The organism is Leclercia sp. G3L (assembly GCF_021117075.1).
Classification (GTDB): Bacteria; Pseudomonadota; Gammaproteobacteria; order Enterobacterales; family Enterobacteriaceae; genus Enterobacter; species Enterobacter adecarboxylatus_C.
In genome coordinates this window covers 4,269,886-4,293,978 of record NZ_CP088265.1, presented here as the reverse complement: position 1 = coordinate 4,293,978, position 24,093 = coordinate 4,269,886, and the positions used below count along the sequence as shown (strand labels likewise).

Below are 24,093 nucleotides of genomic sequence, written 5' to 3'. Positions count from 1 at the left end.
GGGCAACATGGACATCAGTAAGCGCCAGTTTTTACAGAAAATGGGCGTTGTCACGGCCGGCGCGGCGCTGGTTCCGCTGGCAGAGGCAGAGATCGCGTTCGGCCCTGAGCGGCATGGCGGTTCCGACCAGCATCGCTACGCCATGCTTATCGATCTGCGCCGCTGCATCGGCTGCCAGTCCTGTACGGTAAGCTGCGCCATTGAGAACCAGACGCCGCAAGGGGCGTTCCGCACCACCGTCAGTCAGTATCAGGTCCGGCTTGCCGATAGCGACGAGGTGACCAACGTGCTGCTGCCCCGGCTGTGCAACCATTGCGATAACCCGCCCTGCGTGCCGGTGTGCCCGGTGCAGGCCACCTTCCAGCGCAAGGACGGCATTGTGGTGATCGACAACACCCGCTGCGTGGGCTGCGCCTACTGCGTGCAGGCCTGCCCGTATGATGCCCGCTTTATCAACCATACCACCCAGACGGCGGATAAATGCACCTTCTGCGCGCACCGCCTCGAAGCCGGGCTGCTGCCGGCCTGTGTGGAATCCTGCGTGGGAGGCGCCCGGATCGTCGGCGACCTGAAAGATCCCCGCAGCACCCTGAGCCGGATGCTGGCGACGCACCGGGACGAAATCAAGGTGCTGAAGCCGGAAAATAACACCCGTCCGCAGGTCTTCTATCTCGGCCTGGATGAGGCCTTTGTCTCGCCGCTGCAGGGCCGCGCCCGACCCGCACTCTGGCAGGAGGTGGAATATGATCATTGATGAGATGCTGGCTCAACCCCAGGCCATCACCTGGCTGCCCTGGGCCGTGCAGTACTTTTTCTTTATCGGGATTGCCTCCTGCGCCGTCCTGCTGGCCTGCGCGGCCCGCTGGCTGCGACACCGGCACAGCGAGCGGTTTGAGCGGGTGTGCCTGTTCATCGCGCTGACCTGCGGGATCACCGCCCCGCTGGCGCTGACCGCCGACCTGCACCAGACCGCGCGCTTCTGGCACTTTTACGCCTGGCCGACCCCCTGGTCATGGATGCCCTGGGGCGCGCTCTTTTTACCGCTGTTCACTCTGCTGCTGGGGCTGTGGTTCTTACTGTTTCACCTGCGCAAGGGCAATAACCGGCTGCTGCGCGGGCTGGCGCTGGCGGCGGCGCTGACCGCCATCGGGTTGCTGCTCTATACCGGGCGGGAAGTCTCCGTGGTGCGCGCCAGGCCGGTGTGGTTCAGCTACTGGCTCCCGGTGGCGATGTTCTTCAGCGCCATGAGCGCGCTGCTGGCGCTGCTCGGTCTTGTGATGCGCGACCTCGCCCGGCGGCTGGCGCAGGGGCAGGTTGTGGCCCTCGTCCTGCTCGGGGCGGTGATGCTGGCGTGGTCTCTCGGCGATACCCTGTCGGGGGAAGCGTTGCGCCAGCAGTGGCAGCTCGGCGGTGACATCCGCCTTTACCTGCTTACCCTGATGCTGCTGTGGGCGGCGGCGCTGGCAGTCTCGTTGTATGCCAGTCGGTATCAGCCCCCGTTCTTTATCACCCTCGCAAGCGCGCTGCTGGTGGCGATCCTCTGCTGGACGCTGCGCTGGGCGGTGCTGATGGGGGGGCAAATTATCCCGAAATACAACGCCCTGACAAATGACTATTCCCTGCCGATGGGCACCGACGGCCTGCTGGCGATTATCGGCACTTTCGGCCTGTGGCTGGCCCTGATGATTATCCTCGGGGAGTGCGTGACCTGGCTTTCAAGGAGATATCAGCATGCCTAAATTATCCCGCCGTCAATGGCTGAAAATCGGCGTGGCCGCCGGGGGTTTTGCCGCGTTCGGTCTGAGCTATCGCGATGTCGCACAACGGGCCCTCGAGGGGCTGGTCAACGGCACCTCCGGCAAGGTGACCCGCGACCGGATCCACGGAAACTCGCTCCCGCCGGAAGGCAGCGTCCATAACGGCTGGCAGAACACGCCCGGCCAGGCGGTCTCCATGACCCAGTGCTTTGGCTGCTGGACGCTGTGCGGCATCCGGGTGCGGGTCGACAAGCAGGCGAACCAGGTGCTGCGCATCGCCGGTAACCCCTGGCATCCGCTCTCCCATGAGAAACCGTTCCCCAGCAGCATGCCGTTTGCCGGGGCGATGTCCCGCCTTGCCGGAGAAAGCGGGCTCGGGTCCCTCTCCACCGCCTGCGCGCGCGGTGCCACCCTGCTGGAAAGCCTGACCAGCCCCCTGCGGCTCCTCACCCCGATGAAGCGCGCGGGCAAACGCGGCGAGGGCAAATGGCAACGCATCAGTTTTGAGCAGCTGATCGAAGAGGTGGTGGAGGGCGGTAACCTGTTCGGCGAGGGGCACGTGGACGGGCTGCGCGCCATTCGCGATCTCACCACCCCGGTGGATGCCCGCCATCCCGCCTGGGGGCCGAAGGCCAATCAGCTGCTGGTGACCAACACCAGCGATGAGGGGCGGGACGGTTTCCTGCGCCGTTTTGCCCTCAACAGCTTCGGTTCGAAGAACTTTGGTGCCCACGGGGCCTACTGCGGCCTGGCCTACCGCGCCGGGTCCGGGGCGCTGATGGGCGATCTGGATAAAAACCCGCACGCCAAACCGGACTGGGAAAACGTCGAGTTTGCCCTGTTTATGGGCACCTCGCCGGCCCAGTCGGGTAACCCCTTCAAGCGTCAGGCCCGCCAGCTTGCCAGCGCCCGGCTGCGGAAATTCAATTACGTGGTGGTCTCGCCGGCCCTGCCGCTGACCACGGTGCTGGCCGACGATCGCGGCCACTGGCTGGCGGTGAAGCCCGGTTCGGACTCGGCGCTGGCGATGGCGATGATCCGCTGGATCATCGATAACGAGCGCTATACCGCAGAGTATCTGACGCTCACCAGCCGCGAGGCGATGGCGCGTGCCGGGGAGAAGAGCTGGAGTAACGCCACCTGGCTGGTCATTACCGATGAAGCGCACCCTCTGGCGGGCCAGCATTTACACCTTTCCCATCTGAACGGCGGCGACGGGCAGGGGGATGAGGCGCTGGTGGTGAACGAGGCGGGCGAGCTGGTGCCCGTCAGCCAGTGCGATCGCGGCGCGCTTTACGTGACGCAGCAGGTCACCCTGCACGACAGCACCCTGGTGACGGTGAAAAGCAGTTTTCAGTGTCTGAAAGAGTCGGCCCACCGCTTCAGCCTGGCGCAGTACAGCCAGCAGTGCGGGGTGGCGGTGGATCAGATCGTCGCCCTGGCCACGACCTTTACAGGCTACGGGCGCAAGGCGGCGGTAGTGACCCACGGCGGCATGATGTCCGGGAACGGGTTCTACAACGCCTGGGCGGTAATGATGCTCAACGTGCTGCTGGGGAACATGAGCCTCAGCGGCGGGGTGTTTGTCGGCGGCGGGAAATTCAACGGCGAGGTGAACGGGCCCTGCTACAACCTGGAGCAGTTCCCCGGCAAGGTGGCGCCCAAAGGGCTCAATATCGCCCGCAGCAAAGCCGACTACGCCCAATCGGAGGAGTATCAGGCGAAGATCGCCGCAGGCCAGTCGCCGTGGCCTGCCCGTGCCCCCTGGTATCCCTTTGTCGCCGGGCAGCTGACCGAGCTGCTGCCCTCCGCGCTGGAGGGGTACCCCTATCCGCTGAAGGCGTGGATCTCCAACATGACCAACCCGCTGTACGGCGTCCCGGGGCTGCGGGGGGTGATTGAGGAGCGCCTGGCGGATCCGCAGCGCCTGCCGCTGTTTATCGCCATCGATGCTTTCATGAATGAGACCACCGCCCTGGCGGACTATATCGTGCCGGATACGCATAATTTCGAAAGCTGGGGATTCAGCGCCCCGTGGGGCGGCGTGGCGAGTAAAACCACCACCGCGCGCTGGCCGGTGGTGGCCGCCGCGACGGCGAAAACCGCCGGGGGCGAGCCGGTTTCCATGGAGGCCTTCTGCATTGCGGTGGCCACACGAATGCAGCTCCCGGGGTTTGGCGACAACGCCATCCCGGATGCGCAGGGGGAGATGCACCCGCTACACCGCGCGGAGGATTACTACCTGCGCGCCGCCGCCAATATCGCCTTTGCCGGGCAGAAACCGCTGCCCGGAGCCAACGAGCAGGACATCCTGTTATCCGGCGTGGATCGCATCTTCCCGGCCATCAAACAGATCCTAACGGCCCGGGAGGCGCTACCGGTGGCGTTTCTCTACAGCCGGGGAGGGCGGTTTGCGCCGGATGCCTCGGGCCGCTCAGGGGAGACGGTGGGAACCGAATGGGCTAAACCGCTGCATATCTGGAACCCGCAGGTCGCGGCATACAAACACGCCATCACCGGCGAGCGCTTCAGCGGCTGCCCGACCTGGTATCCGGCCCGCCTGTCTGATGGCCGGGCGCTGGAGGCGGTCTACCCGCCAGCGGAGTGGCCGATGCAGCTGATGTCGTTTAAATCAAATGTGATGAGCAGCTCAAGCACCGTCGTGGAACGGCTGCACCACGTGAAGCCGACGGGGCTGGTGGTGATCCACCCGCAGGATGGTGCGCGGTTTGGCCTGCAGCACGGCGATCTCGCCCGAATACGGACGCCGGGCGGTAGCGTGGAGGCGCAGGTGAGTTTACTCTCCGGGGTGATGCCAGGGGTGATTGCCATGGAGCATGGTTACGGGCACAAAGAGATGGGGGCGCGGCAACACTGGCTGGATGGTGAGCCGATGGCGCAGCGAAGCCAGATTGCTTCTGGGGTGAATCTCAACGATCTCGGTTTTGCCGATCCCACCCGTAAGGTGCCCGGTCCGTGGCTGGAGTGGGTGACGGGCTCCTCGGTGCGCCAGGGGTTACCGGCCAGGATAGAGAAAGTGTGATCCGGTACGGTAAGTGAAGGGCCGACTACAGGGGCGGTCTTTTCCCCCTCATCCTTAAAGGAGAGGGGGAGAGGTAGGTTATTTATTGATACTTTATCTGGTCATTGCAAACGGCAGTACCAGCCTTCGCCTCAGCAGGTAAACGCCTTCTCCTTCGCCAGCAGGAACGGGCGCAAATAGGCCACGGTATTCGACAGCGGGATCGCCTCATCCGCGAGATTGATCTTCAGCACGTCGCGAATATAGGTCCGGCGGGTCACAATCCGCGCCCATACATCCGGATAGAGCGTCTGGATTTTGCGTTGCAGCGCCGGGTCAGCCAGCGCGATGCTCTCCTCGGCGCTCACCCCGGTGTAGCCCGGTACGGAGGGGATAATGTCGATCTGCAGGATCATCCCGCTTTTCAGCGTCTCGGTGGAGTGAGGATAAATGGGGGAGGACATCCACTCTTCATCGGCGCTGAGATGCCCGGGGTTGAGGTGCCAGCCATACTGCGTTTTGTTGAGCACCTTTTCGATATGGGCGTACATCTCGCCGCCCGGCATCCCGATGCGGATAGTCTCAAGCCAGCTGGCGACCGCCGCAAAATAGGGCTTCGCCACCCGATCGAGATAATCTTTCTGCGCTTCAGGCAGCTCGCTCTCGTCGGCAATCACAAACCCGGTCCGGCTCGATAGCCCGCCTTTAAAGCCGGTGGTCATCGACAGCGGCTGGCCGCGCTCCAGCTTTTTATACGTGGGGTAAAAATTCGCTTTCTCAAAACGCTGCCCGGCGGCGGCAATGGTCACCACCGTCTGATACTGGCCTTCCGCCGCGAGCAACGCCCCCAGCTCGGTTTCGCGGATCCCCGGCTCCACCGCGTTCATGGCATTCAGCATGCAGCCTGAGGCCAGATTAGCGCCATATTCGTAATGGGCGATTTCGTTCTCGTTGTTGGTCACCCGGGCACCGTTATCGCCGCCGATAAACAGGTGCGCGGCATTCTCCAGCTGCGCGTCGGTGCTGTTTTTGAGCGCCTCGACAATAAAGTACGGCAGATCGAAGAGGTGTTTATTATCGGCCCCTGTAGCGGTAAACATTTTCCAGCCCACAAGACCCATTTTGCCGAGCCGGTGAAGGCCGATGTCGCTGAACAGCGTCTCCAGCGAGGTCTCATTGTCCATCGGCTGATTGGGCAGCGAGAAATACGGACAGTGCTTCAGGGTGACCGGGAGCCGCGAATGCTGCGCCATCTTCAGGTTCTCATTGCCCAGAATTGCCGTAGCAGCGCCCGACTTATCAAGGATCAGCAGCCCCTCCTCGAAGCGGGGTACAAACCCGGTCAGGTACTCGAAGTTCCCCCCGTGCTCCTTGTCGGCATAAATCACGAGGGCGTCATAGCCTGCCTCGTTCATGCGGGTCAGCACCTTATTTTTACGCTCAAGCAGGGTGGCATCGGTGAGCAATACCGGGGCCACCCCGGTGAACTGGCGCGGTGCCGGGATGGTCTGCAACTGGATCATCATTTACCTCATCGTCAGAAAGCGGGGAGTCAGGCCCTTTTTTGCGCGTGGACCCGCAGGGTGGAAGCCGGCGAATTCACCAGCTTATTTGCCGGCCGCACCGGGCGGCGCACCAGTTCCCCCTGGCAGTTGGGACAGCGATGGTTGAGATGGGTTTCGGCGCAGGCGGCGCAGAAGGTGCATTCGAAGGAGCAGATTCTGGCGTCCCGGGCGTCAGGGGGCAGGTCACAGTCACACCATTCACAGTTCGGGCGAAGTTCGAGCATGGGGTTCTTCCTTATCAGCAGGCTGCGTCTGCTTCACTATGCCAGAGAGAACCTAACCCCGCGACAGCTGTGTCGCAGGGTTGAGATCAGCGTCCACGCTGGCCGCCTGGATGAACGAGTACGTGACCCGCTTAAGCGTTAATCCTCAGCGGGGCAGATAGCGCGGTGCCGGTTCCCCGGTGCGGGCGCTGGCAAACAGCGCCAGCCGCGCCTCTTCGTAGCGCGCCCACAGGGTTTCGTCGTGCATCGGCGGAATGGTGATCAACTCCCCCTGATCCAGCCCCGCCAGCGCTGCGTCCACCATATTGTCGGTAGTCATCACCGATCCGGCGGGCAGATCGTCAGCAGTGATGCCGGACAGCCCCCAGATTTCGGTGGCGGTAGCTGCCGGTAATACCGCCTGGATCCGCACCTGGCTGTCGGCAAACTCCTCCTGCAACCCGCGCGTAAAATTCAGCACCCAGGCTTTGGTGGCGCTGTAGAGCGCGCTGCCCGCCCGGGCATGAATCGACAGCACCGAGGCGATGTTAATCAGGGTGCCGCGGTTGTTCTGCGCCAGCCGCGGCAGCAGGGCATAGGTGAGGCGCATCAGGGCGGTAGTGTTGAGCATGTTGATCGCCTGATGCTGCACCACATCTCCCGCGAGGAAGGGGGTCATCTGCGCGGTGCCGGCATTGTTGATCAGGGTATCGATAGCGGTATTGCTGTGCAGGATCTCCTCCACGGCACGGATCCCGGTTTCATCGGTAAGATCCGCCGTCAGGGTGGTAACCTTCACCCCGTAGCGCTGCTCCAGCTGTTCCGCCAGCGCCAGCAGGCGCGCTTCCCGGCGGGCCACCAGTACCAGATCGTAACCGCGGGCGGCGAGACGGTCGGCGTAGACCGCGCCAATCCCGGAAGATGCACCTGTAATCAAAGCCGTAGAACGTTGCGTACTCATTGTGATACCTCGGAATGCGTTAATTGGTTTCAACATAAAACTAAATAAAGCCTGCGCTATGTGGTTTTATAATGCAACCAATTGCGGAAGGTTTTTTTATCTTTGCGAAGGGGAAAGGGCGGGGAAGTTGTGTCATTTGCCCAAAAAATCAGCGTTATTTTCAGGCAAAATAACGACATGCAGCAAAGCGTGATCGTCACACTCACAGAAAAGAAACAGCGGTGCTAATTTTGCAAAACAACAAACCATAAAAGGATGACGTTATGATCTCCCGCACTTTACCTCTGTGGGCTGCCGCCGCTGTGGCGAGCCTGATACCGCTTCACGCCGTCCAGGCCGCGAGTTCCGTTAAATTTCCCGATAAAGTCTGTAAGGTCACCGACTACGGCGCAGAGGGCCATCGATTACAGATTGCTCTCAACACCGGGGCTATTCAAAAAGCGATTGACGACTGCGCTGCCGCAGGCGGCGGAACCGTGCTGGTACCCAAAGGCAATTTTTTGACCAACCCGCTCTTTCTGCGCAATAACATCCAGCTGAAGCTGGAGAAAGATGCCACCCTGGTGGCGTCAACCGAAGTTGCGGCTTATCGTGCCGATGAAAAATCAAAATATGCCGAAGCGGAAAACGGCTGGCTGCCGTTTATCAGCATCGCGGATACGCAAAATGTCGCTATCGTCGGCGAAGGCACTATCGACGGTCAGGGCGCCGTGTGGTGGGAGCGCTGGCGGGAAAACATCCGCGCGACAGGTAAGAAGGGCGGGACCGATCGGCCACGGCTGATTTATATTACGCGCTCGAACAACGTGCTTATCGATGGGGTCACACTGACCCATTCGCCGAGCTTCCACGTGGTGACGCGCTATGCGCACGATGTCGATATTAACGGGACGCGCATTCTCTCCCCCTGGCATGCGCCAAATACCGACGCCATCGATCCTATCGACAGCCAGAACATTCGTATCACCAATAACTACATTGACTGCAACGACGATCACATCGCCATCAAAGCGGAAAAAGCGGACCCACGCTTCCCGGATGGCGTGGTGGATAATATCTATATTGCCAATAACACCCTGAAGCAGGGACGCGGGATCTCCATCGGCAGCGAGAGTGCGGGTGGGGTGAATAACGTGCTGGTGGAAAACAACACCTTCGAGGGGTCGATGTACGGCATCCGCATCAAAAGCCCGCGCGGTAAGGGGGGCGAGGTGAAAAACATCGTTTACCGCAATACCAAAATGCACAACGTCGAAGTGCCCCTGGTCTTCTCCGCCTACTATAAAGCCGCGCCTATTGTTGAGGCAGAGGTTGACAAGCTGCTGCAGGCGGGCGGTTTTACCCTCGGGGAGCAGATCTATCCGCCGGACAGCGATCCGAAACAGCCCTTCGACAAACACACCACCCCGCACTTCAGTAACATCACTGTGGAGAACTTAACGTCTACCGGTGACAGCAAGGCGGCAGCCTATATTATTGGCACCCCGGAAGCCCCACTCAGCGGTTTCCATTTCACCAACGTCAATATTAAAGCCGCTCAGGGGCTGCGCATTCGCAATGCCGAACTGGAGACTAAAGGACTCAGCCTGAAGGTGAAAGAGGGGCCGACGATCCGCCAGGATGCGGGCGCTATCGTCCGCGAATAACCTGAAAGCCAGGACAACTGCGGCGGGATCTGCGCAACGCCCCCCTCCTGAGGGAGGGGGAGCAACCCACGCAGAAAACATAAATGCCCTTCCGGGCATTTATGTTTTAACTGGATGTATCCTGTCAGATACCGATTAGTGCCAGAACAGCGCAATCAGAATAATGATTGGGATCGGGACGCCTAAAAAGAACAGTAGTAATGAGCGCATGTAAACCTCCTGCTTAATTAAGTATTAAAGATCGCGTTGACGGCCACCGAAGGTCGCACACAGGCTGGCGACAAAAGCACCCGCCAACAGAGAAATAAATGTCCAGAGCATGAGATAGCTAGTCGTTTTACGTGCGGTATCAGCCGCCTGTTGAGCTTTCTCTTTCGTCTCTTTTAATTTCGCCTGGGCTTTGTCGTACGTGGTTTGTACCCGCTGTTCAGCCTCTTGCTGACTGATACCGGTACGTTGAGCAATCAGCTGCGCGACATACTGACGATCTTCCTGAGGTAACTGGCCGGTGGTGATACTGTTGGTAAAAATACCGGTCACTTCATTCAGCTGAGCTGGGGTGAGCTCCTGCTGAGGCGCGGAGGGCGCCGGTGTAGCGGGAGCCGCTGCTGGCGCATCCGGGGTTACTGACGTATCAGGTGTCGCAGCCGGGGCACCCGGACGGAACATCGAATTAACGAAATACGCCATTGGGGAACCGGAACCTTCAGATGATGCGTTCGCCATACCCGCCGCGCCGCCTACCGTGGCTGCGGCAGCCCCGCCTGCTACGGAACCCACGACTTTCGCGCTTCCTCCCACAATGGAGCTCACGGTGGAGGTTAACAGCATTGCCGAGACCAGCGCAGCGACCGCCCAGGCCAAAAATCCATGCGCAGTATCGCGGAAGTAAATTTCATTGGTATGGGTAGAAACCCATTTGGTGCGCAGTCGCCCGGCTAAATAACCTCCCATACCGGACGCCACGATCTGCGTGAACGTCAGCCAACCTATCGCCGCAATACCAACCGTACCGGCTTCGAGCCCCTCGTTTTCCCATGGCGAGACGGAAGTCAGGCCTAGCCCGGCGCCCAGCATCAGCAGGATCAACGACAAGGAAGCCGCCGCCGCCGCGCCAGCAAAGATGGCGCCCCATGATACGGCACTACTGCTGCTCGCGTCGGGCAGGGGCAGACGCGGATCAACATACTGAGTGTTAGCAGTGGAATGATCGTGAATGTGAGTCATAGCTGTTGTCCTTTAAATAATCTTATGCCGGAACGCAGGTCTGTTATGCGTTCAGTACCAGGAACTGATTGAAAAAACAGGAATCATTATCAACTTCAACATTGAAACGCTTTCAGGACCGATCGATACAACTTATAACGAGACCATCGCTAAAAGTTTAAGAAAATAAAACAGCTGAAAATTGAATATAGAAATCTAATCAATGATCTTAGGATAGTTGATAATTTTGCACCGGGCACGTTTTGATCCAAAGAAATAAGCGTGCCGGCAGCGGTGATGCTTGAGTCAAGAATTTCCCGCACAATCTACGCGCCTGCAATAATATTCAGGACGGGGTGTCGTGCTCATTAAAAATCCGTTACCGCTTAAGGTAACGGATTTTATAATATTCCTTACTGTTCATCAGGCGCGCCGGATTTAATAAACCGCTACGCGACGCCGGTACCACCGTCGGAGCACCAGACCTGACCTGAGGCATAAGAGCAACTTTCGGACGCCAGCAGAACATACAGAGGGGCAATTTCAACCGGCTGGCCTGGTCTTCCCAGCGGGGTATCAGCACCAAACTGCTGCACCTTCTCCTGAGGCTGTCCGCCGCTGGATTGCAGTGGCGTCCAGTATGGGCCCGGGGCCACGGCATTCACCCGAATGCCTTTCGGACCCAGCTGTTTTGCCAGGGATTTCGTGAACGCCACGTTGCAGGCTTTGGTCTGGGCATAATCCAGCAGAATTTCGCTGGGCTTGAAGGCCTGAACCGAGGAGGTGTTAATGATCGCCGCGCCTTCCGTGAGGTGACGCAGCGCGGCGCGCGTGATCCAGAAGGGGGCATACACGTTGGTTTTGAAGGTGGCGTCGAACGCGGCTGTCGTCAGCTCTTCAATGGACTCGCAATACTGCTGTCGGCCGGCATTGTTAACCAAAATATCGAGACCGCCCAGTTCACTCACTGCCCGTTCAACCAGGGTATCGCAAAACGACTCTACCCGAATATCACCGGGGATAGCGACGGCTTTACGCCCTTCAGCCTGAATAAGCGCGATAACGGCCGCAGCATCAGTTTCTTCTTCCGGTAAATAACCAATGGCCACATCGGCACCTTCGCGGGCATAAGCGATTGCGACGGCGCGTCCAATACCGGAGTCACCACCGGTAATAAGTGCTTTTTTACCTGCAAGTTTCCCGGATCCGATATAACTTGTCTCGCCGTGATCGGGAATTGGCTTCATTTCTGATGCCAGTCCGGGCATTTGTTGTGGCTGCTCCACAAAGGGTGGACGTGGGTAGTGTTTTGAAGTGGTGTTTCCTGATGTCATCCCGGCCTCCTTAGTTATTGAATATAAATAATAGCCATTGTGACAAGAGACACATTTCCGGACGGCATAATTCGGACTATTCTTCTTTTGGATATATTTTTGCTTTTTCTCTCTTTATGACATACCCAAAAATAAGCGACGTCATCAGGCGGTAAAACCGCGTGTAAAGCCTGTCGCTGATACCGGGGCGATTAAGGCTTCTCCGAGTGGTATTAACCCGGTACAATTAAACGGGACTTGAATAGATTAGCAAGAGGGTTGCATGATAAGAAAAAACAGGATCGTTGTGGGTTACTCGTTATCCGTTTTAGAGCGAACTCAGGCCAGCAAGCTCATCCACGATCATAAAAAAGAATATCTCAAACCCTACGGTTATATTTCTCTCATTCAAAAGGCTGCGGTCGCTATTTTAGCGGTAGCGGTTTTATTTAATGTGATTACTTTGCTGCAGTTTAGCCTGAGAACCACGCTGGACAGTGATTTTCTGGCAAGAACAAAAATGTTCAGTATTGCTCTGCTGGTGCTGTTTGGCGTCGCGTTGGCCCTGTTTAAACTCTATGACGTGCTGATGAATAACGCCATGCAGAAGCAGCAACCGGTTGAGCAGGAGGACGCCGGGATCTTACAAAAAGTTAAATTAAACCGATTTTTTGTCGAAACTATTACTCCTAACGCCAGCGGTAAGATCTACTGGAAAAACGTTAAGGACTGCTACAGGAAAAATGGGTTTATTTTTATCCATATGAAGAATGATAATTGTGTGGTTATTCCGGAACGGGTTTTTGCTTCTGCCGGTGAAGCAGCGGAAGTGTTTGACTTTATCAACGTGCAGATAGCGCAAAATAAATAAACCATGACAACCCAACAGCAGTTCAGCTTTACCACACGCCCGCTGGTGCCCTTTGCCCATGATTACACCCACGGCGAAACGGAGCCCTGGCACAGCCATACCTGCGCTCAGCTCCTGCATACCCTGAGTGGAGTGGTGCGCGTGGAGACCGCGCAGGGCTTCTGGATTGTGCCGCCGGGGCGCGGCGTCTGGCTGCCTGCCGGGACGCAGCATCGCCTGCTGATCACCGGCAACGTGGCGGCCCGGACGCTGTTTATCGATCCTTTTGCCCGGGCGGATTTGCCGTCGGTTTGCCAGGTGGTGCAGATTTCGACCCTGCTGCGCGAGCTGATCATCGCCTCGCTGCAATTGCCGGAGAGCTATGCGGCGGGCAGCCGGGCGGAGCGCATTTATGAGCTGATCCTCGATGAAATCCGCGGGATAAGCGTGCTGCCGTTCAATCTTCCTGAGCCTCAGTCACCCGCGCTGCTGGCGCTGTGCCGCCAGATCCAGGCCGACCCTGGCATCCGCTGGACCACGGCGCGGGTTGCCAGTCAGTTAAATATCAGCGAGCGCACCCTGCTGCGACACTTTCGCCAGCAGACCGGGCTGGCGTTCAGCGAATGGCTGCGCCGGGCGCGGCTGATGGAGGCGCTGAACCGCCTGGCGCAGGGACAGTCCGTGCTCCGGGTGGCGCTGGATCTCGGCTATGAGAGCCACAGCGCCTTCAGCGCCATGTTCCGCCGCACCCTCGGCGTGGCCCCGAGCGACTACTTCCAGCCGGAGTCGCTCTCCGGCAGCGCGTTCAGCAAGGCCTGAAGCGACGCCCGGGAAACATCGTTGTCGATGCCGGTTCCCCAGCGGCTCGCTCCTTGCTTAGAACTGCAGCGAATATAGGCCGCCGACCGGCTTTCGCTGCACCTGCCGAGCGTGTGCTCGTGATAATCCTCGATGGCGAACGTCAGATTAAAGCTGGCCTTTATCGCCCCGGCGGCGGCCGAGAGCAGGCCGTTACCTTTCCCCTCTAAGGTCACAATACCGTCCGCGGTCTGTACGCGGGCCCACAGCGCCAGCCCGCCGTCGGCCTGGCTTTCGGTCCGGTAATCCAGCAGCTGCCGGGGGGCGTGCTGATGCGGTCCGTACAGCTCACGGTACAGTTGCCAGAGCGCACTCAGCGTCATCTCGTTGCCTTTCCGGTCGGTGTGGGCCTGGACGTGGCGGCTGAAATCCTGCTGCAGCGCCCGGGGCAGCACCAGGCCATGATTCTGCTCCAGCATCCAGGCCGCGCCGCTTTTGCCGGACTGGCTGTTGACGCGGATCACCGCCTCATAGCTACAGCCGATATCGTTTGGATCGACCGGAAGATAGGGCATCTCCCACCGCGGTGAGGCCGACTGTTCCCGGGCGTGAAAGCCTTTTTTGATCGCGTCCTGGTGTGAGCCAGAGAAGGCGGTAAACGCCAGCTTGCCGGCGTAAGGGTGGCGCGGATGCACCGGCAGCTGGTTGCACTGCTCTACCAGCTCCACGACCTGCTTCATATCGCTGAAATCGAGGCGGGGTGAGACCCCCTGGCTGTAGAGATTCATCGCCAGCGTCACCAGGCAGACGTTCCCGGTACGCTCTCCATTGCCAAACAGGCAGCCTTCCACCCGGTCGGCCCCGGCAAGCAGGGCCAGCTCGGCGCTGGCGACGCCGCTGCCGCGATCGTTATGGGGATGCACGCTGATGCAGACCTCGCTCCGGCGGGAAAAGTGACGGCAGAAGTACTCGATCTGATCGGCATAAACGTTGGGCGTATTGACCTCGACCGTGGCGGGGAGGTTGACGATCATCGGCCGTGCGGAAGAGGGCTCCCAGACATCCGCCACCGCCTCACAGATTTGCAGGGCAAACTCCGGCTCGGTAAAGCAGAAGGTTTCCGGTGAGTATTCGTAGCTCCAGCGCGTCTGCGGGTTGGCCTCGCACAGGGTGCGGATCTGGCGCGTGGCGCTGACGGCGAGCTGGATAATTTCCTCTTTGCTCTGGCGGAACACCAGCTGGCGGAACAGCGGCGCGGTGGCGTTATAGAGATGCACCGTGGCACGTTTTGCCCCGTCGAGCGAGGCAAAGGTGCGCTCAATCAGATCGCTGCGGGCCTGGGTGAGCACCTGGATGGTGACGTCTTCCGGGATGCGCTGCTCCTCAATCAGCTGACGGACAAACTGAAAGTCCGTCTCTGAGGCGGAGGGAAACGCGACCTCGATCTCCTTAAATCCGCACTTCAGCAGCTGTTCCCAAAAGCGCAGCTTGCGCGGGATATCCATCGGCTCCGCCAGGGCCTGGTTGCCATCGCGCAGGTCGGTAGAGAGCCAGCGCGGGGCGTGGGTCAGGGTCTTGTCCGGCCACTGGCGATCGGGTAAGGCAATCGGGGCAAAGGCAGCGTACTTTTGCGAGGGGTTGGTCAGCATAGCGTTTCTCCAGGTGATGTTGTGTTTTTATCCTGGCGAATAACGGGGGAGGGTACTGGCGCAAAACTGACAACCTGTGGTGAGGATCCGCCATATCACGTCGCTTCAGGCAGCGCCGCTTCCATCAGCTGCGCCAGCATCGTCCGGGCGTTGGTCCCGTCCTTTTGCTCCAGGGTGATCCCCAGGCTGCCCGGCGCGGGCAGAACGTTTCTCACCACCCGCAGGTTGCGCGGCATCCCGATACGCGTGCGCAGCGTGATGCCAAGCCCCGCCTGCACTGCCGCCCAGATCCCGCTCAGGCTATGGCTGACAAATACCACCCGCCAGGGGATGCCCGCCCGGTTCAGGCAGTCGATGGCGCGGGAGCGCATCAGGCAGGGGTGTTCAAACATCACCAGCGGCAGGGGTTCGCCCTTGGCCAGCAGGGCGCTGATGTCCAGATCCGGGTGTTGGATCCACACCATCTGGCTCTGGCCGATTGTCCGGCCCTGACGCAGTTCGCGCTCGTTCTGCCACAGCAGCACCATATCGAGGTCGTTAGCGTCAAAGGCGTTGAGCAGGGCCCGGTTGCGATCCACCCGGGCAATGATCCGCACGCCGGGATGGTGGCGCCTGAATTGGCCCAGGATGCCCGGCATCAGCGACTCACCAAAATCTTCCTGCATGCCGATGCGGATCTCCTCCTGCAGCTGTTCGCCCTTCAGGGCGTTCTGCATCTCATCATTCAGCGCCAGCATCCGGCGGGCATAGCCCATGACAATCTCGCCGTCGCGGGTCAGCGCCAGGCCACGGCCCTTTTTCATCACCAGTTCAGCCCCGCACTGCTGTTCCAGCTTTTTCAGCTGGGCGCTCACCGCCGAGGTGGAGCGGCAAAGGCGGATGGCGGCCTGAGCGAAGCTGCCGCACTCCATACCGGTAACAAAAGTGCGCAGAGCGTCGAGGTCGAGCGTTGGGGGAAGCTTGTTCATAATCGTCCTGAAAAGCGGGATGGTAGGCCGCAGATTATTTGATTTTCAGGATGAAAATATGGCGCCAGAATCGCCTTACTGTCAATACGGAGAGAACACCATGGCGAAATCACTTACTGCTGAAACTTTGTCCCGCGTCGCGCCTAAGCTGGCCGAGCTGAGCAGGGAGGTCCTGTTCAATGATATCTGGAAAGGTGACGCGCTCTCCCCGCGCGACCGCAGCCTGATCACCCTGGCCGCCCTGACGGCGCTGGGGCGCGTGCAGCAGCTGCCCTGGCATATCGATTTCGCGCAGCAAAACGGCCTGAGCAGAGAGGAAATCACCGAAGCCTTCACCCATCTGGCGTTTTACGCCGGCTGGCCGGCGGCGGTGTCGGCTCTTGGCTGCCTGGACGAGGAGTAGCGCCGATGCCTTTCACCCGTATCTCCCTGCGTCCGGGGTACAGCGACGCACAGATAATGCAGATCTCAGACATTCTGCAGCAGAGCCTGGAGGCCGAGTTTGCCGTCCCGCCGGGGGATCGCTTTCAGATTTTCGAGCTGCTTCCGGCCAGACTGCGCGTGTTTGACCGCCATTACAAAAGCAATGGGCGCAGCGACAACTTTATCCAGTTCCACATTCTGGCGGGCAAGCCTCGCACGCGCGAGCAGAAGCACAACTTCTGTCGCCTGCTGTGCGAACGGCTGCATACGGCGCTGGATATTCACCCGGATGACGTGATGGTGATGATTCACTTCAACACCGCCGATGACTGGAGCTTCAGCCAGGGGCGGATGCTGTCGGAGGAGGGGTTATGATCGTGATGCAATACCGCTTCACCCTGCCAGCCAATTACGATATGGCGATCGTTGAGAACCGCATTGCGGAGAATGGCGCGAAGCTGGATGGTTTCGCCGGGCTGCTGTTTAAGGCGTACCTCGTTTCCCGACGTGAAGACGAATATACCGAAGAGAACCGCTATGCGCCTCTCTACGTCTGGGAAGATGCCGGGGCGATGGCGCGGTTTTTACAGAGCCCAGGCTTTCGCAAGCTGACGCAGGATTTTGGCTGGCCACAGATTGATACCTGGCTGGCGCTGCGCCTGCCTGCAGTTGATGAGGTCAAAGATGCCGCCTGGCTGTCTATCGATCGTCAGCCAATAGCCGCCCACAGCGACCTGTCGGCGTTGGCGATGCACGCGCCGCTCTGTGCCTGGGATGTCAGCCGCTGGCAGCTTTTGCAGGTGGAATTCGGCGACGCGCCCCAGGCGGGGATGGAGAATTACCGTATTGGGTATGTGGCAAGCGGGGTTACGGATCCAATCGCTGCCACTCCTCACGCGTGATCTCCCATAATTCCGTGTCCAGCTCACCGGACACGTATTGCCCTTTTTCGACGCGAACTAAACGCATGCCGCTACGCTCTGACAGGCTTCTCGACCGGCTGTTGACAGCCGCTTTCGGGGCCCGCATCCGGGAACGGACTTTATTTACAGAAAATAGTCCGTGGCATAGTCAGAAATAATAAATTAAAACGAATATAAATTATCGATACCGTAAAACGCATTTGTAAATTGTTTCTGAGTTTAAGCGTAATGCACTGAGTATCTCAGATGGACAAGTCCAGGTAATATAGGTTTTTACACTAATATAATCGCTGGGGCTTGCAGAGATGTATTACCTCACTTCTGTTAGATGGCCACTCACACCGGACGTATGAGCGGAACGCGGCTGCAAAAAGCCGAAATTAAATATTATGCAACGAACGAGGCTGGCGTCGAGCGGGAAATATTTAAATAAATCCCTGCACCGATCTGAATAGTTGCGGGGCTGGTCCAGAGACGCGCTGCATCCAGGAACGAACGTCTGCATGGCAAAGGACTCGCGCAGCAAATGTGCTACCGTGGGCTGCAACGCATGAAGCACGTTCGGCATGCGGGTGAGTATCCTGTGTGGCTGCAAAGAGAAATTAAACCTTCGTCTCTGTGCGGGTATATTTACACTTAATAACCCGGTAGCTTGTTTTTTGTACAGGCAAGAAAGGCGTTAACCTATCTCAAATAACAATTCAGACCATGCCTAAGCAATATCATGAATCCCAATGGGGTTTAACTTGTTGATTTTACTGTTATAAATGCCAATTGTAATTTATTGAATCCATAATAGTCTGACGACATATATTAATAGCATAATAACTAAATTATACTTCTTTACATTTGATGGAAAGGTGAGGTTAGAATGCGCTTGATTGTCTTGTTGTTAGGCCTCGTGGCAGCCACTCAGGTCTGGGCGGGTGAGCTTCCCAAACCTGCCGGTAAAGTCCTTTTAACCCTGTCCGGTAATATCCAAAATACAAATGAAGACGGGAAAGCCGTTTTTGATATCGCCAGCCTTGAGAAACTGGGCATGGTAAGTTTTCAGACCACCTCTCCCTGGTATAATGGGCGTCCTACCTTTACGGGTGTTCCACTGCAAAAGCTCATGGATTATGTCGGGGCGAAAGGTTCTATCGTTAAGGTCACGGCGCTCAATGACTACACTACCGTTATTCCGCTCAATGATTTCAAAAAATACAACGTCATCCTTGCCTTGAAAATCAACGGAGAATATATGCGTATCCGTGATAAAGGGCCGCTATTCGTCGTCTATCCTTATGACAGCCTGCCTGAACTGAATAATCAGATTTTCTATTCAAGGTCTGCATGGCAGGTCAGCAAAATGATGATCGAATAGGCGTTCAGGAGAGCATCATGAACAGGATACTGGCGGGCATCATTTTTTTCCTTTTTATCTCTACGGGATATATATCTTTTCTTGTACATGAAAGACAGGAAGAGTTACAAAAACTGACTCACTACACTGATTCATGGTCTGCTGCACAGCTGGTATCAGAATATTACCGATTCGAATCAGTGCTTGGTCTTTATACTATTGATGATACGCTGTCGATCGATGATGTGCGCCTGCGTCTTGACATTATGCTCAGCCAGAGTGATTTAACCAAAGAAGGTGATTTGGGGCGTTATATCGAAAGCAATAAATCACACCATGAACTGGCTATACAACTTGAAACGATACTTAAATATCTGGATGTTCATCTTGAGAAAATGAACCGTCCGGAACTCGAGAACTACCTTAAAACAATGCATACGCTTGATGCGCCGCTCAGCCGTCTTTCATCCGGTGCATTAGACAAGGACGTTAACTCGATTAGCGGCGCTAACCTCAAAATTCAAACCCTGTACTATATTTATTCCGCAACCTCTGTACTGCTGATAATACTGAGCGCCATCCTCGGGACGCTGATCTTCTATCAGAACAGAAATATTCAGAAGGCGCATCTGCAGGTCACCAGCCTTGCGGAAGAGCTCCAGACATCGAAAGAAAAACTGCAAATTCAGAACGCCCAGCTGGAATATGACGTCTACCACGATTCGCTTACCGGGATGAATAACCGCCAGTTTTTCTGGGATAATTTAAAAAAAATCATCGAAGCGGCAGAAAGGAATAATGCCTCTGTGGCGGTGATGCTATTTGATTTAGACCGCTTCAAAGAGGTCAATGATACCTGGGGGCATGATGCCGGCGACAGGTTATTACGCCAGATATCCGACCGCCTGATGTCGATAAGCCTGACGTCAGAAACGCTTTATCGCTTAGGGGGGGATGAGTTTGCCTTTCTCTCGAGCGGTCTGACTGAGAGCTGCGCGGTTTCGCGCGCCCAAAAAATATGTGACGCTATCAACCAGCCCTACACTATTGATAACACGATTATAAATATCGCCACCTGTGTGGGGATTGTTATCTCTGCAACCGAACGCCGCGCCGACTATCTCTACAAATTTGCCGATCTGGCCCTGTATGAAGCCAAAAAAGAGGGCTCCGGACATATAAAAGTTTTCCGCCAACGCATGTTAGAAAAACTGCAGGAAAGCAGAACCCTTAAGCATGATATGGCCATGGCCATAGTGAACAAAGAATTTGTGGTTTATTACCAGCCTATTGTCGATTCGTTCAGTCAGGAGATCTACAGCTATGAGGCCCTTATTCGATGGATGCATCCTCTGAAGGGCCTTCTGTCGCCGGACAGCTTTATTCCTGTTGCTGAAAAAACAGGAATGATCAACGAGATGGGCAAAACGGTGCTGGAACTGGCCTGCCGGGAAGCGGCTTCCTGGGCGGTTCCGGTAAAAATTTCAGTCAATGTTTCCCCTGTTCAGCTAAGCAGCAAAGCCTTTGCCGCAATAGTGTTAACCATTCTGAAAGAGACAGGGCTTGCGGCTGACCGCCTTGAACTGGAGGTGACGGAGTCTTCTCTCTTTACCGAAAACAGTACGCCGCTGAATACGCTTAACCGGCTCAGAGCGCTGGGCGTGAAAATCTCCATTGATGATTTTGGTACGGGATACTCTTCTCTTTCACGGCTGAGTAAACTCGCCTTCGATAAAATCAAAATAGACAAGTCTTTTGTGCATTCGATATCTACCCAGGAAGACGCCCTTAACATCATCAAACTCATTACGGGGATGGCGAAGTCCCTCAATATGAAAACGGTCGCAGAAGGGGTTGAAACGCTGGAACAGCTGGAAAATCTTCAGGCACTGGGGTGCGATCTTGCACAAGGCTATCTGTTTGGAAAACCTCAGCCTGGTATCGACGGGAGGATCCGGAACGGTTAAACCGCGAACCTGCTGATGCCCCGGTGGTGGAAGGCTGAGGCCCTGTCACCCCTTTGCCGGCGGATATTTCGCCACGACCTCCTCCGGCCCCAGCTCCCGCCCGTCGCTCGCCACCATCGCCAGCTTGCGCAGCGGCAACCGATCCCGGGCATCCACCATTACCGTTCCGACATCCCCTTCAGCAAACAGATGCGCATTCCCCCACTGGGAGAGCGCCACCAGCACGGTTTGCAGGGCGCGGCCCTTTTCCGACAGGACATACTCCTGCCACGCGCTGCCGTCGGAGGTGGGTTGCAGCACCAGAATCCCCTCGTCCACCAGCAGTTTCAGCCGGGTCGCCAGCATGTTTTTTGCGATGCCGAGGCTCTTCTGAAACTCGCCAAAACGCGTCACCCCGCGCAGGGCATCGCGCACAATCAGCAGTGACCACCAGTCGCCGATAATATCCAGCGAGCGGGCAACAGGGCAGGGACTCTCTTCCAGGCGGGTTCGTTTCACGGGGGCTCCTTATTAGCGGTAAGTTTTATTATAAAACCAATTCGCCTTCATACACAAAGTAAGCCGTCACTTTGCGGGCAGGCTCCAGGTAATCCGTCACAAATCTGTCACACTGTTTACGACGATAAAACAGAGTGAGGAATTAGGGATGAGAAAAGCACTAATTGCTGTCGCCGTGGCGGGCAGCATCGGCCTGTCCTGCGGTGTCCAGGCGCAAACCGCGCCGGAAGGGTATCAGCTGGAACAGGTTCTGATTATGAGCCGTCACAACCTGCGCGCGCCGCTGGCCAATAACGGCAGCGTGCTGGAGCAGTCAACCCCGGAAAAATGGCCGGAGTGGGATGTGCCGGGCGGACAGCTCACCACTAAAGGCGGTGTGCTGGAGGTTTATATGGGCCATTACATGCGCGAGTGGCTGGCGGAGGAGGGCGTGGTGACCGCCGGGGAGTGCCCGACGGCGAACAGCGTCTATGCCTATGCCAACAGCCTGCAGCGCACGGTGGCGACGGCGCAGTTCTTTATCACCGGGGCCTTCCCGGGCTGCGATGTGCCGGTGCACCATCAGGAACAGATGGGCACCATGGACCCCACCTTTAACCCGGTGATCACCGACAACTCCCCGGAATTCCGCGAGAAAGCTCTGCAGGCGATGAACACCGAGCGCCAGGGGATGAAGCTCGACGAGAGCTACAAACTGCTGGAGCAGATGACCGACTACAAGGATTCGCCGTCCTGCAAAGAGAAACAGGTCTGCTCCCTGACCGACGCGAAAGACACCTACAGCGCCGAGTACCAGAAAGAACCCGGCGTCTCTGGTCCGCTGAAGGTGGGTAACTCGCTGGTGGATGCGTTCACTCTGCAATATTACGAAGGCTTCCCGCTGGATCAGGTGGCCTGGGGCGAGATCAAAACCGATCAGCAGTGGCGCGTGCTGTCCCAGCTGAAAAACGGCTATCAGGACTCGCTGTTTACCTCAGCGGAGGTGGCGCGGAACGTGGCGAAGCCGCTGGTGAAGTATATTGACAACGCGCTGGTCACCGACCAGGCGAAAGCGCCGAAGGTCACGCTGCTGGTGGGGCATGACTCCAACATCGCCTCGCTGCTGAAAGCCCTCGACTTTAAACCCTATCAGCTGCCCGGTCAGTACGAGCGCACGCCGATCGGCGGCAAGATCGTCTTCCAGCGCTGGCATGATAAGACCGGCAACCGTGATTTGATGAAAATTGAGTATGTTTATCAGAGTACGGAGCAGCTGCGTAATGCCCAGGTGCTGACGTTAAAAGCCCCGGCGCAGCGCGTGACGCTGGAGCTGAGCGGCTGCCCGGTAGATGCGGATGGATTCTGCCCGGTGGAGACCTTTAATAAGGTGTTGAACACGGCGGCGAAATAAGCGTGTTCCCTCTCCCACAGGGAAGAGGGAACAAAACGTCGGGTGGTGCTTCGCTTACCCGACCTACAAGTCCAGGGTCGGGTCCGCACCCCGTAGGCCTGATAAGCGTAGCGCCATCAGGCGTTTTTTGTCAGCACGCGTATCAGACGTTTTTGCGCTCGATGGTCTGCTCGCCCCAGAACAGCGAGTCTTTGTCGGTTTTGTCGAAGGCTATCACCAGCACTTCATCACTGCCTTCTTCCCAGATTTTCTCTGCCAGTTTTTCGTCATATTTTGCGACTTCAAAAATCGCCTCGGCGATCTCCGGTGACGTATTACGTAAACGCGCAAATTCTCCGACGCGATGTGCTTTAGCTTCTTGAGTTGGCATAGTAATCCTCCTGTTGAGAGTTAACCTTTCAGTTTAGCAGCCAGACCGGCAACATATTCACCCTGATAGCGGGCAATGTTCAGTTCCGCTTCCGACGGCTGGCGCGAGCCATCACCGCCGGCAATAGTCGTCGCCCCATACGGCGTACCGCCGCGCGTCTGCGAAATATCAAACAGCTCCGGTGTCCCGTAGCCGATCGGCACAATCACCATACCGTGATGGGCAAGGGTGGTCCAGGTCGACGTAATGGTCTGCTCCTGACCGCCGCCGGTACCGGTGGAGCTGAACACGCTGGCGATTTTGCCGTGTAACGCATTCTTCACCCACAGCCCGCCCGTCTGGTCGAGGAAGGTGCGCATCTGTCCGGACATGTTGCCGAAGCGGGTCGGGGTGCCAAAGATGATGGCGTCGTAATCGCCCAGCTCCTGCGGCGAGGCTTCCGGCGCGTCCTGCGCTTTCCCCCCGGCTTTGGCAAAGGCTTCCGCTGGCATGGTTTCCGGTACGCGTTTGATTACCACCTCAACCCCCTCGACTTTCCTGGCGCCGTCCGCCACTGCATGAGCCATGGTTTCGATGTGTCCGTACATGGAATAGTAGAGCACCAGAATTTTCGTCATTTCGCTTCACTCCTCGCATGATTTTTAAGGCAGCGGCATGCTGCACTCTTTTAAAGATATGACGTGACAGCGAGACTGCAAATCTGGCCGCCATTTATTTGATTTCAAACAAAAAAGCGGATGGCCTTTGTTTCGTAGCAAAATGACACATTTTCGCTATTGTGAATTTTTAGAATGATAAGAAAGGCTTATGGTTCCGTTTCGACGAGCGTCATACGAAAGGCTGATTTCGTATTGCAGAATATTACGGTTAGCTGGATGAATGCTCATACTCCACTAAGCTTAGGTTCACGTGGCGCAGATAAAGACACTTTTTTAGCGCCGCCAGGTGAAAGAATAGCCTTCACTGAATACAGTATTAAGTCTTATGTTTTATAACTCTGGAGGTCCGACATGGCAAACCATCGTGGTGGGTCTGGTAATTTTGCAGAAGACCGTGAAAGAGCATCAGAAGCAGGACGTAAAGGTGGCCAGCAAAGCGGGGGGAACTTTAAAAACGACCCTCAACGCGCATCCGAAGCTGGCAAAAAAGGGGGCAAAAATAGCCATGGCGGCAACAAGAGCAGTTAAGTTGTAGCCAACTGAAGTATGGGTCACATGACCACTGGCACCCCCCGCCGCC

The 24,093-nt window shown here is 57.3% G+C and carries 23 protein-coding genes and 1 pseudogene; 13 read left to right on the top strand and 11 right to left on the bottom strand.

The genetic code is table 11. The annotated features are described in order from the left end of the window. Window positions 1-7 precede the first annotated feature (7 nt). Genes ttrB through ttrA form a run of 3 tightly spaced genes read left to right on the top strand, consistent with a single transcriptional unit; the run spans window position 8 to window position 4,800 of the window. Window positions 8-754 (top strand): tetrathionate reductase subunit TtrB, encoded by a 747-nt coding sequence (ttrB, locus tag LRS40_RS22160; protein ID WP_142488986.1) that lies wholly within the window; start codon window positions 8-10, stop codon window positions 752-754. Beyond that, window positions 744-1,739, top strand: a complete 996-nt coding sequence (gene ttrC / locus LRS40_RS22155) for a tetrathionate reductase subunit TtrC (RefSeq protein WP_231312700.1) — start codon at window positions 744-746, stop codon at window positions 1,737-1,739. The genes ttrB and ttrC overlap by 11 nt, the downstream gene beginning before the upstream one ends. Next, window positions 1,732-4,800 carry a tetrathionate reductase subunit TtrA gene (gene ttrA, locus LRS40_RS22150; RefSeq protein WP_231312699.1) on the top strand — a complete coding sequence of 1,023 codons (3,069 nt, stop codon included), beginning with the start codon at window positions 1,732-1,734 and terminating at the stop codon, window positions 4,798-4,800. Before ttrC ends, ttrA begins: the two co-directional genes overlap by 8 nt. A gap of 131 nt (window positions 4,801-4,931) precedes the next feature. Here ttrA and LRS40_RS22145 read toward each other — a convergent pair whose 3' ends face one another. The 3 genes from LRS40_RS22145 to LRS40_RS22135 form a co-directional block, all read right to left on the bottom strand. Further along, a complete protein-coding gene (locus LRS40_RS22145; protein WP_231312698.1) occupies window positions 4,932-6,305 on the bottom strand; it encodes a Xaa-Pro peptidase family protein in 1,374 nt (457 codons plus the stop codon). A 26-nt stretch (window positions 6,306-6,331) separates the two neighbouring features. Then, a complete protein-coding gene (locus tag LRS40_RS22140; protein WP_231312697.1) occupies window positions 6,332-6,568 on the bottom strand; it encodes a DUF1272 domain-containing protein in 237 nt (78 codons plus the stop codon). 145 nt (window positions 6,569-6,713) lie between these two features. Continuing rightward, the gene (locus LRS40_RS22135) at window positions 6,714-7,508 is read right to left on the bottom strand and encodes an SDR family oxidoreductase (protein WP_231312696.1); all 795 of its coding nucleotides are present in this window, start codon (window positions 7,506-7,508) and stop codon (window positions 6,714-6,716) included. 263 nt (window positions 7,509-7,771) lie between these two features. On the opposite strand from LRS40_RS22135, the gene LRS40_RS22130 reads away from it, so the two are divergent. After that, entirely contained in the window at window positions 7,772-9,154 is a 1,383-nt protein-coding gene (locus tag LRS40_RS22130) for a glycoside hydrolase family 28 protein (RefSeq protein WP_231312695.1), read from the top strand. A 234-nt stretch (window positions 9,155-9,388) separates the two neighbouring features. Here LRS40_RS22130 and LRS40_RS22125 read toward each other — a convergent pair whose 3' ends face one another. Next, window positions 9,389-10,381 (bottom strand): hypothetical protein, encoded by a 993-nt coding sequence (locus LRS40_RS22125; RefSeq protein ID WP_231312694.1) that lies wholly within the window; start codon window positions 10,379-10,381, stop codon window positions 9,389-9,391. A 428-nt stretch (window positions 10,382-10,809) separates the two neighbouring features. Then, a complete protein-coding gene (locus LRS40_RS22120; protein ID WP_142488994.1) occupies window positions 10,810-11,694 on the bottom strand; it encodes an SDR family oxidoreductase in 885 nt (294 codons plus the stop codon). A gap of 286 nt (window positions 11,695-11,980) precedes the next feature. On the opposite strand from LRS40_RS22120, the gene LRS40_RS22115 reads away from it, so the two are divergent. Continuing rightward, the gene (locus LRS40_RS22115; RefSeq protein ID WP_231312693.1) at window positions 11,981-12,544 is read left to right on the top strand and encodes a YcxB family protein; all 564 of its coding nucleotides are present in this window, start codon (window positions 11,981-11,983) and stop codon (window positions 12,542-12,544) included. Between the two features lie 3 nt (window positions 12,545-12,547). Beyond that, entirely contained in the window at window positions 12,548-13,342 is a 795-nt protein-coding gene (locus LRS40_RS22110) for a helix-turn-helix transcriptional regulator (protein WP_156263382.1), read from the top strand. On the opposite strand, the gene leuA is transcribed toward LRS40_RS22110, so the two are convergent. Beyond that, complete coding sequence (gene leuA / locus LRS40_RS22105; RefSeq protein WP_231312692.1) at window positions 13,294-14,970, bottom strand: 2-isopropylmalate synthase; 1,677 nt, start codon at window positions 14,968-14,970, stop codon at window positions 13,294-13,296. The two genes, LRS40_RS22110 and leuA, sit on opposite strands and share 49 nt — an antisense overlap. 95 nt (window positions 14,971-15,065) lie before the next feature. Further along, window positions 15,066-15,938, bottom strand: a complete 873-nt coding sequence (locus tag LRS40_RS22100; RefSeq protein ID WP_231312691.1) for a LysR substrate-binding domain-containing protein — start codon at window positions 15,936-15,938, stop codon at window positions 15,066-15,068. 100 nt (window positions 15,939-16,038) lie between these two features. Between LRS40_RS22100 and LRS40_RS22095 the strand changes: the two genes are divergently transcribed. The 3 genes from LRS40_RS22095 to LRS40_RS22085 are packed head-to-tail and all read left to right on the top strand — an operon-like array spanning window position 16,039 to window position 17,263. Beyond that, window positions 16,039-16,341, top strand: a complete 303-nt coding sequence (locus LRS40_RS22095; protein ID WP_231312690.1) for a carboxymuconolactone decarboxylase family protein — start codon at window positions 16,039-16,041, stop codon at window positions 16,339-16,341. Window positions 16,342-16,346: 5 nt separating this feature from the next. Continuing rightward, entirely contained in the window at window positions 16,347-16,736 is a 390-nt protein-coding gene (locus tag LRS40_RS22090) for a tautomerase family protein (protein ID WP_231312689.1), read from the top strand. Then, the gene (locus tag LRS40_RS22085; protein ID WP_231312688.1) at window positions 16,733-17,263 is read left to right on the top strand and encodes a DUF4865 family protein; all 531 of its coding nucleotides are present in this window, start codon (window positions 16,733-16,735) and stop codon (window positions 17,261-17,263) included. Before LRS40_RS22090 ends, LRS40_RS22085 begins: the two co-directional genes overlap by 4 nt. Here LRS40_RS22085 and LRS40_RS22080 read toward each other — a convergent pair. Beyond that, window positions 17,229-17,390 (bottom strand): annotated as a pseudogene (locus tag LRS40_RS22080) (GNAT family N-acetyltransferase); the annotation flags it as partial. The gene LRS40_RS22085 and the pseudogene LRS40_RS22080 overlap by 35 nt on opposite strands. Window positions 17,391-18,155: 765 nt before the next feature. Between LRS40_RS22080 and LRS40_RS22075 the strand changes: the two are divergent. Together LRS40_RS22075 and LRS40_RS22070 are read left to right on the top strand one after the other, a co-directional pair. Continuing rightward, window positions 18,156-18,650 (top strand): molybdopterin-dependent oxidoreductase, encoded by a 495-nt coding sequence (locus LRS40_RS22075; RefSeq protein ID WP_142489001.1) that lies wholly within the window; start codon window positions 18,156-18,158, stop codon window positions 18,648-18,650. A 17-nt stretch (window positions 18,651-18,667) separates the two neighbouring features. After that, window positions 18,668-20,596: a bifunctional diguanylate cyclase/phosphodiesterase gene (locus LRS40_RS22070; protein ID WP_231312687.1), complete on the top strand. Its 1,929-nt coding sequence runs from the start codon at window positions 18,668-18,670 to the stop codon at window positions 20,594-20,596. A gap of 45 nt (window positions 20,597-20,641) precedes the next feature. Here the strand turns inward: LRS40_RS22070 and LRS40_RS22065 are convergent, their stop codons facing one another. Beyond that, the gene (locus LRS40_RS22065; protein ID WP_231312686.1) at window positions 20,642-21,094 is read right to left on the bottom strand and encodes a helix-turn-helix domain-containing protein; all 453 of its coding nucleotides are present in this window, start codon (window positions 21,092-21,094) and stop codon (window positions 20,642-20,644) included. A 148-nt stretch (window positions 21,095-21,242) separates the two neighbouring features. On the opposite strand from LRS40_RS22065, the gene agp reads away from it, so the two are divergent. Beyond that, entirely contained in the window at window positions 21,243-22,484 is a 1,242-nt protein-coding gene (gene agp, locus LRS40_RS22060; RefSeq protein ID WP_231312685.1) for a bifunctional glucose-1-phosphatase/inositol phosphatase, read from the top strand. A 142-nt stretch (window positions 22,485-22,626) separates the two neighbouring features. Here the strand turns inward: agp and LRS40_RS22055 are convergent, their stop codons facing one another. Beyond that, entirely contained in the window at window positions 22,627-22,854 is a 228-nt protein-coding gene (locus tag LRS40_RS22055; protein ID WP_142489005.1) for a YccJ family protein, read from the bottom strand. A gap of 20 nt (window positions 22,855-22,874) precedes the next feature. Continuing rightward, on the bottom strand, window positions 22,875-23,471 hold the full coding sequence (wrbA, locus tag LRS40_RS22050) for an NAD(P)H:quinone oxidoreductase (RefSeq protein WP_142489006.1): 597 nt from the start codon (window positions 23,469-23,471) through the stop codon (window positions 22,875-22,877). Window positions 23,472-23,864: 393 nt separating this feature from the next. Between wrbA and LRS40_RS22045 the strand changes: the two genes are divergently transcribed. Continuing rightward, window positions 23,865-24,041: a general stress protein gene (locus tag LRS40_RS22045; RefSeq protein ID WP_032617468.1), complete on the top strand. Its 177-nt coding sequence runs from the start codon at window positions 23,865-23,867 to the stop codon at window positions 24,039-24,041. The last annotated feature ends 52 nt before the right edge of the window (window positions 24,042-24,093 follow it).

Excerpts from the sequence above, each read along its gene's own strand:
- ttrB (WP_142488986.1), top strand. The coding sequence starts at position 8 with ATGGACATCAGTAAGCGCCAGTTTTTACAGAAAATGGGCGTTGTCACG.
- ttrC (WP_231312700.1), top strand. The coding sequence starts at position 744 with ATGATCATTGATGAGATGCTGGCTCAACCCCAGGCCATCACCTGGCTG.
- ttrA (WP_231312699.1), top strand. The coding sequence starts at position 1,732 with ATGCCTAAATTATCCCGCCGTCAATGGCTGAAAATCGGCGTGGCCGCC.
- LRS40_RS22145 (WP_231312698.1), bottom strand. The coding sequence starts at position 6,305 with ATGATGATCCAGTTGCAGACCATCCCGGCACCGCGCCAGTTCACCGGG.
- LRS40_RS22140 (WP_231312697.1), bottom strand. The coding sequence starts at position 6,568 with ATGCTCGAACTTCGCCCGAACTGTGAATGGTGTGACTGTGACCTGCCC.
- LRS40_RS22135 (WP_231312696.1), bottom strand. The coding sequence starts at position 7,508 with ATGAGTACGCAACGTTCTACGGCTTTGATTACAGGTGCATCTTCCGGG.
- LRS40_RS22130 (WP_231312695.1), top strand. The coding sequence starts at position 7,772 with ATGATCTCCCGCACTTTACCTCTGTGGGCTGCCGCCGCTGTGGCGAGC.
- LRS40_RS22125 (WP_231312694.1), bottom strand. The coding sequence starts at position 10,381 with ATGACTCACATTCACGATCATTCCACTGCTAACACTCAGTATGTTGAT.
- LRS40_RS22120 (WP_142488994.1), bottom strand. The coding sequence starts at position 11,694 with ATGACATCAGGAAACACCACTTCAAAACACTACCCACGTCCACCCTTT.
- LRS40_RS22110 (WP_156263382.1), top strand. The coding sequence starts at position 12,548 with ATGACAACCCAACAGCAGTTCAGCTTTACCACACGCCCGCTGGTGCCC.
- leuA (WP_231312692.1), bottom strand. The coding sequence starts at position 14,970 with ATGCTGACCAACCCCTCGCAAAAGTACGCTGCCTTTGCCCCGATTGCC.
- LRS40_RS22100 (WP_231312691.1), bottom strand. The coding sequence starts at position 15,938 with ATGAACAAGCTTCCCCCAACGCTCGACCTCGACGCTCTGCGCACTTTT.
- LRS40_RS22095 (WP_231312690.1), top strand. The coding sequence starts at position 16,039 with ATGGCGAAATCACTTACTGCTGAAACTTTGTCCCGCGTCGCGCCTAAG.
- LRS40_RS22090 (WP_231312689.1), top strand. The coding sequence starts at position 16,347 with ATGCCTTTCACCCGTATCTCCCTGCGTCCGGGGTACAGCGACGCACAG.
- LRS40_RS22085 (WP_231312688.1), top strand. The coding sequence starts at position 16,733 with ATGATCGTGATGCAATACCGCTTCACCCTGCCAGCCAATTACGATATG.
- LRS40_RS22075 (WP_142489001.1), top strand. The coding sequence starts at position 18,156 with ATGCGCTTGATTGTCTTGTTGTTAGGCCTCGTGGCAGCCACTCAGGTC.
- LRS40_RS22070 (WP_231312687.1), top strand. The coding sequence starts at position 18,668 with ATGAACAGGATACTGGCGGGCATCATTTTTTTCCTTTTTATCTCTACG.
- agp (WP_231312685.1), top strand. The coding sequence starts at position 21,243 with ATGAGAAAAGCACTAATTGCTGTCGCCGTGGCGGGCAGCATCGGCCTG.
- LRS40_RS22055 (WP_142489005.1), bottom strand. The coding sequence starts at position 22,854 with ATGCCAACTCAAGAAGCTAAAGCACATCGCGTCGGAGAATTTGCGCGT.
- wrbA (WP_142489006.1), bottom strand. The coding sequence starts at position 23,471 with ATGACGAAAATTCTGGTGCTCTACTATTCCATGTACGGACACATCGAA.
- LRS40_RS22045 (WP_032617468.1), top strand. The coding sequence starts at position 23,865 with ATGGCAAACCATCGTGGTGGGTCTGGTAATTTTGCAGAAGACCGTGAA.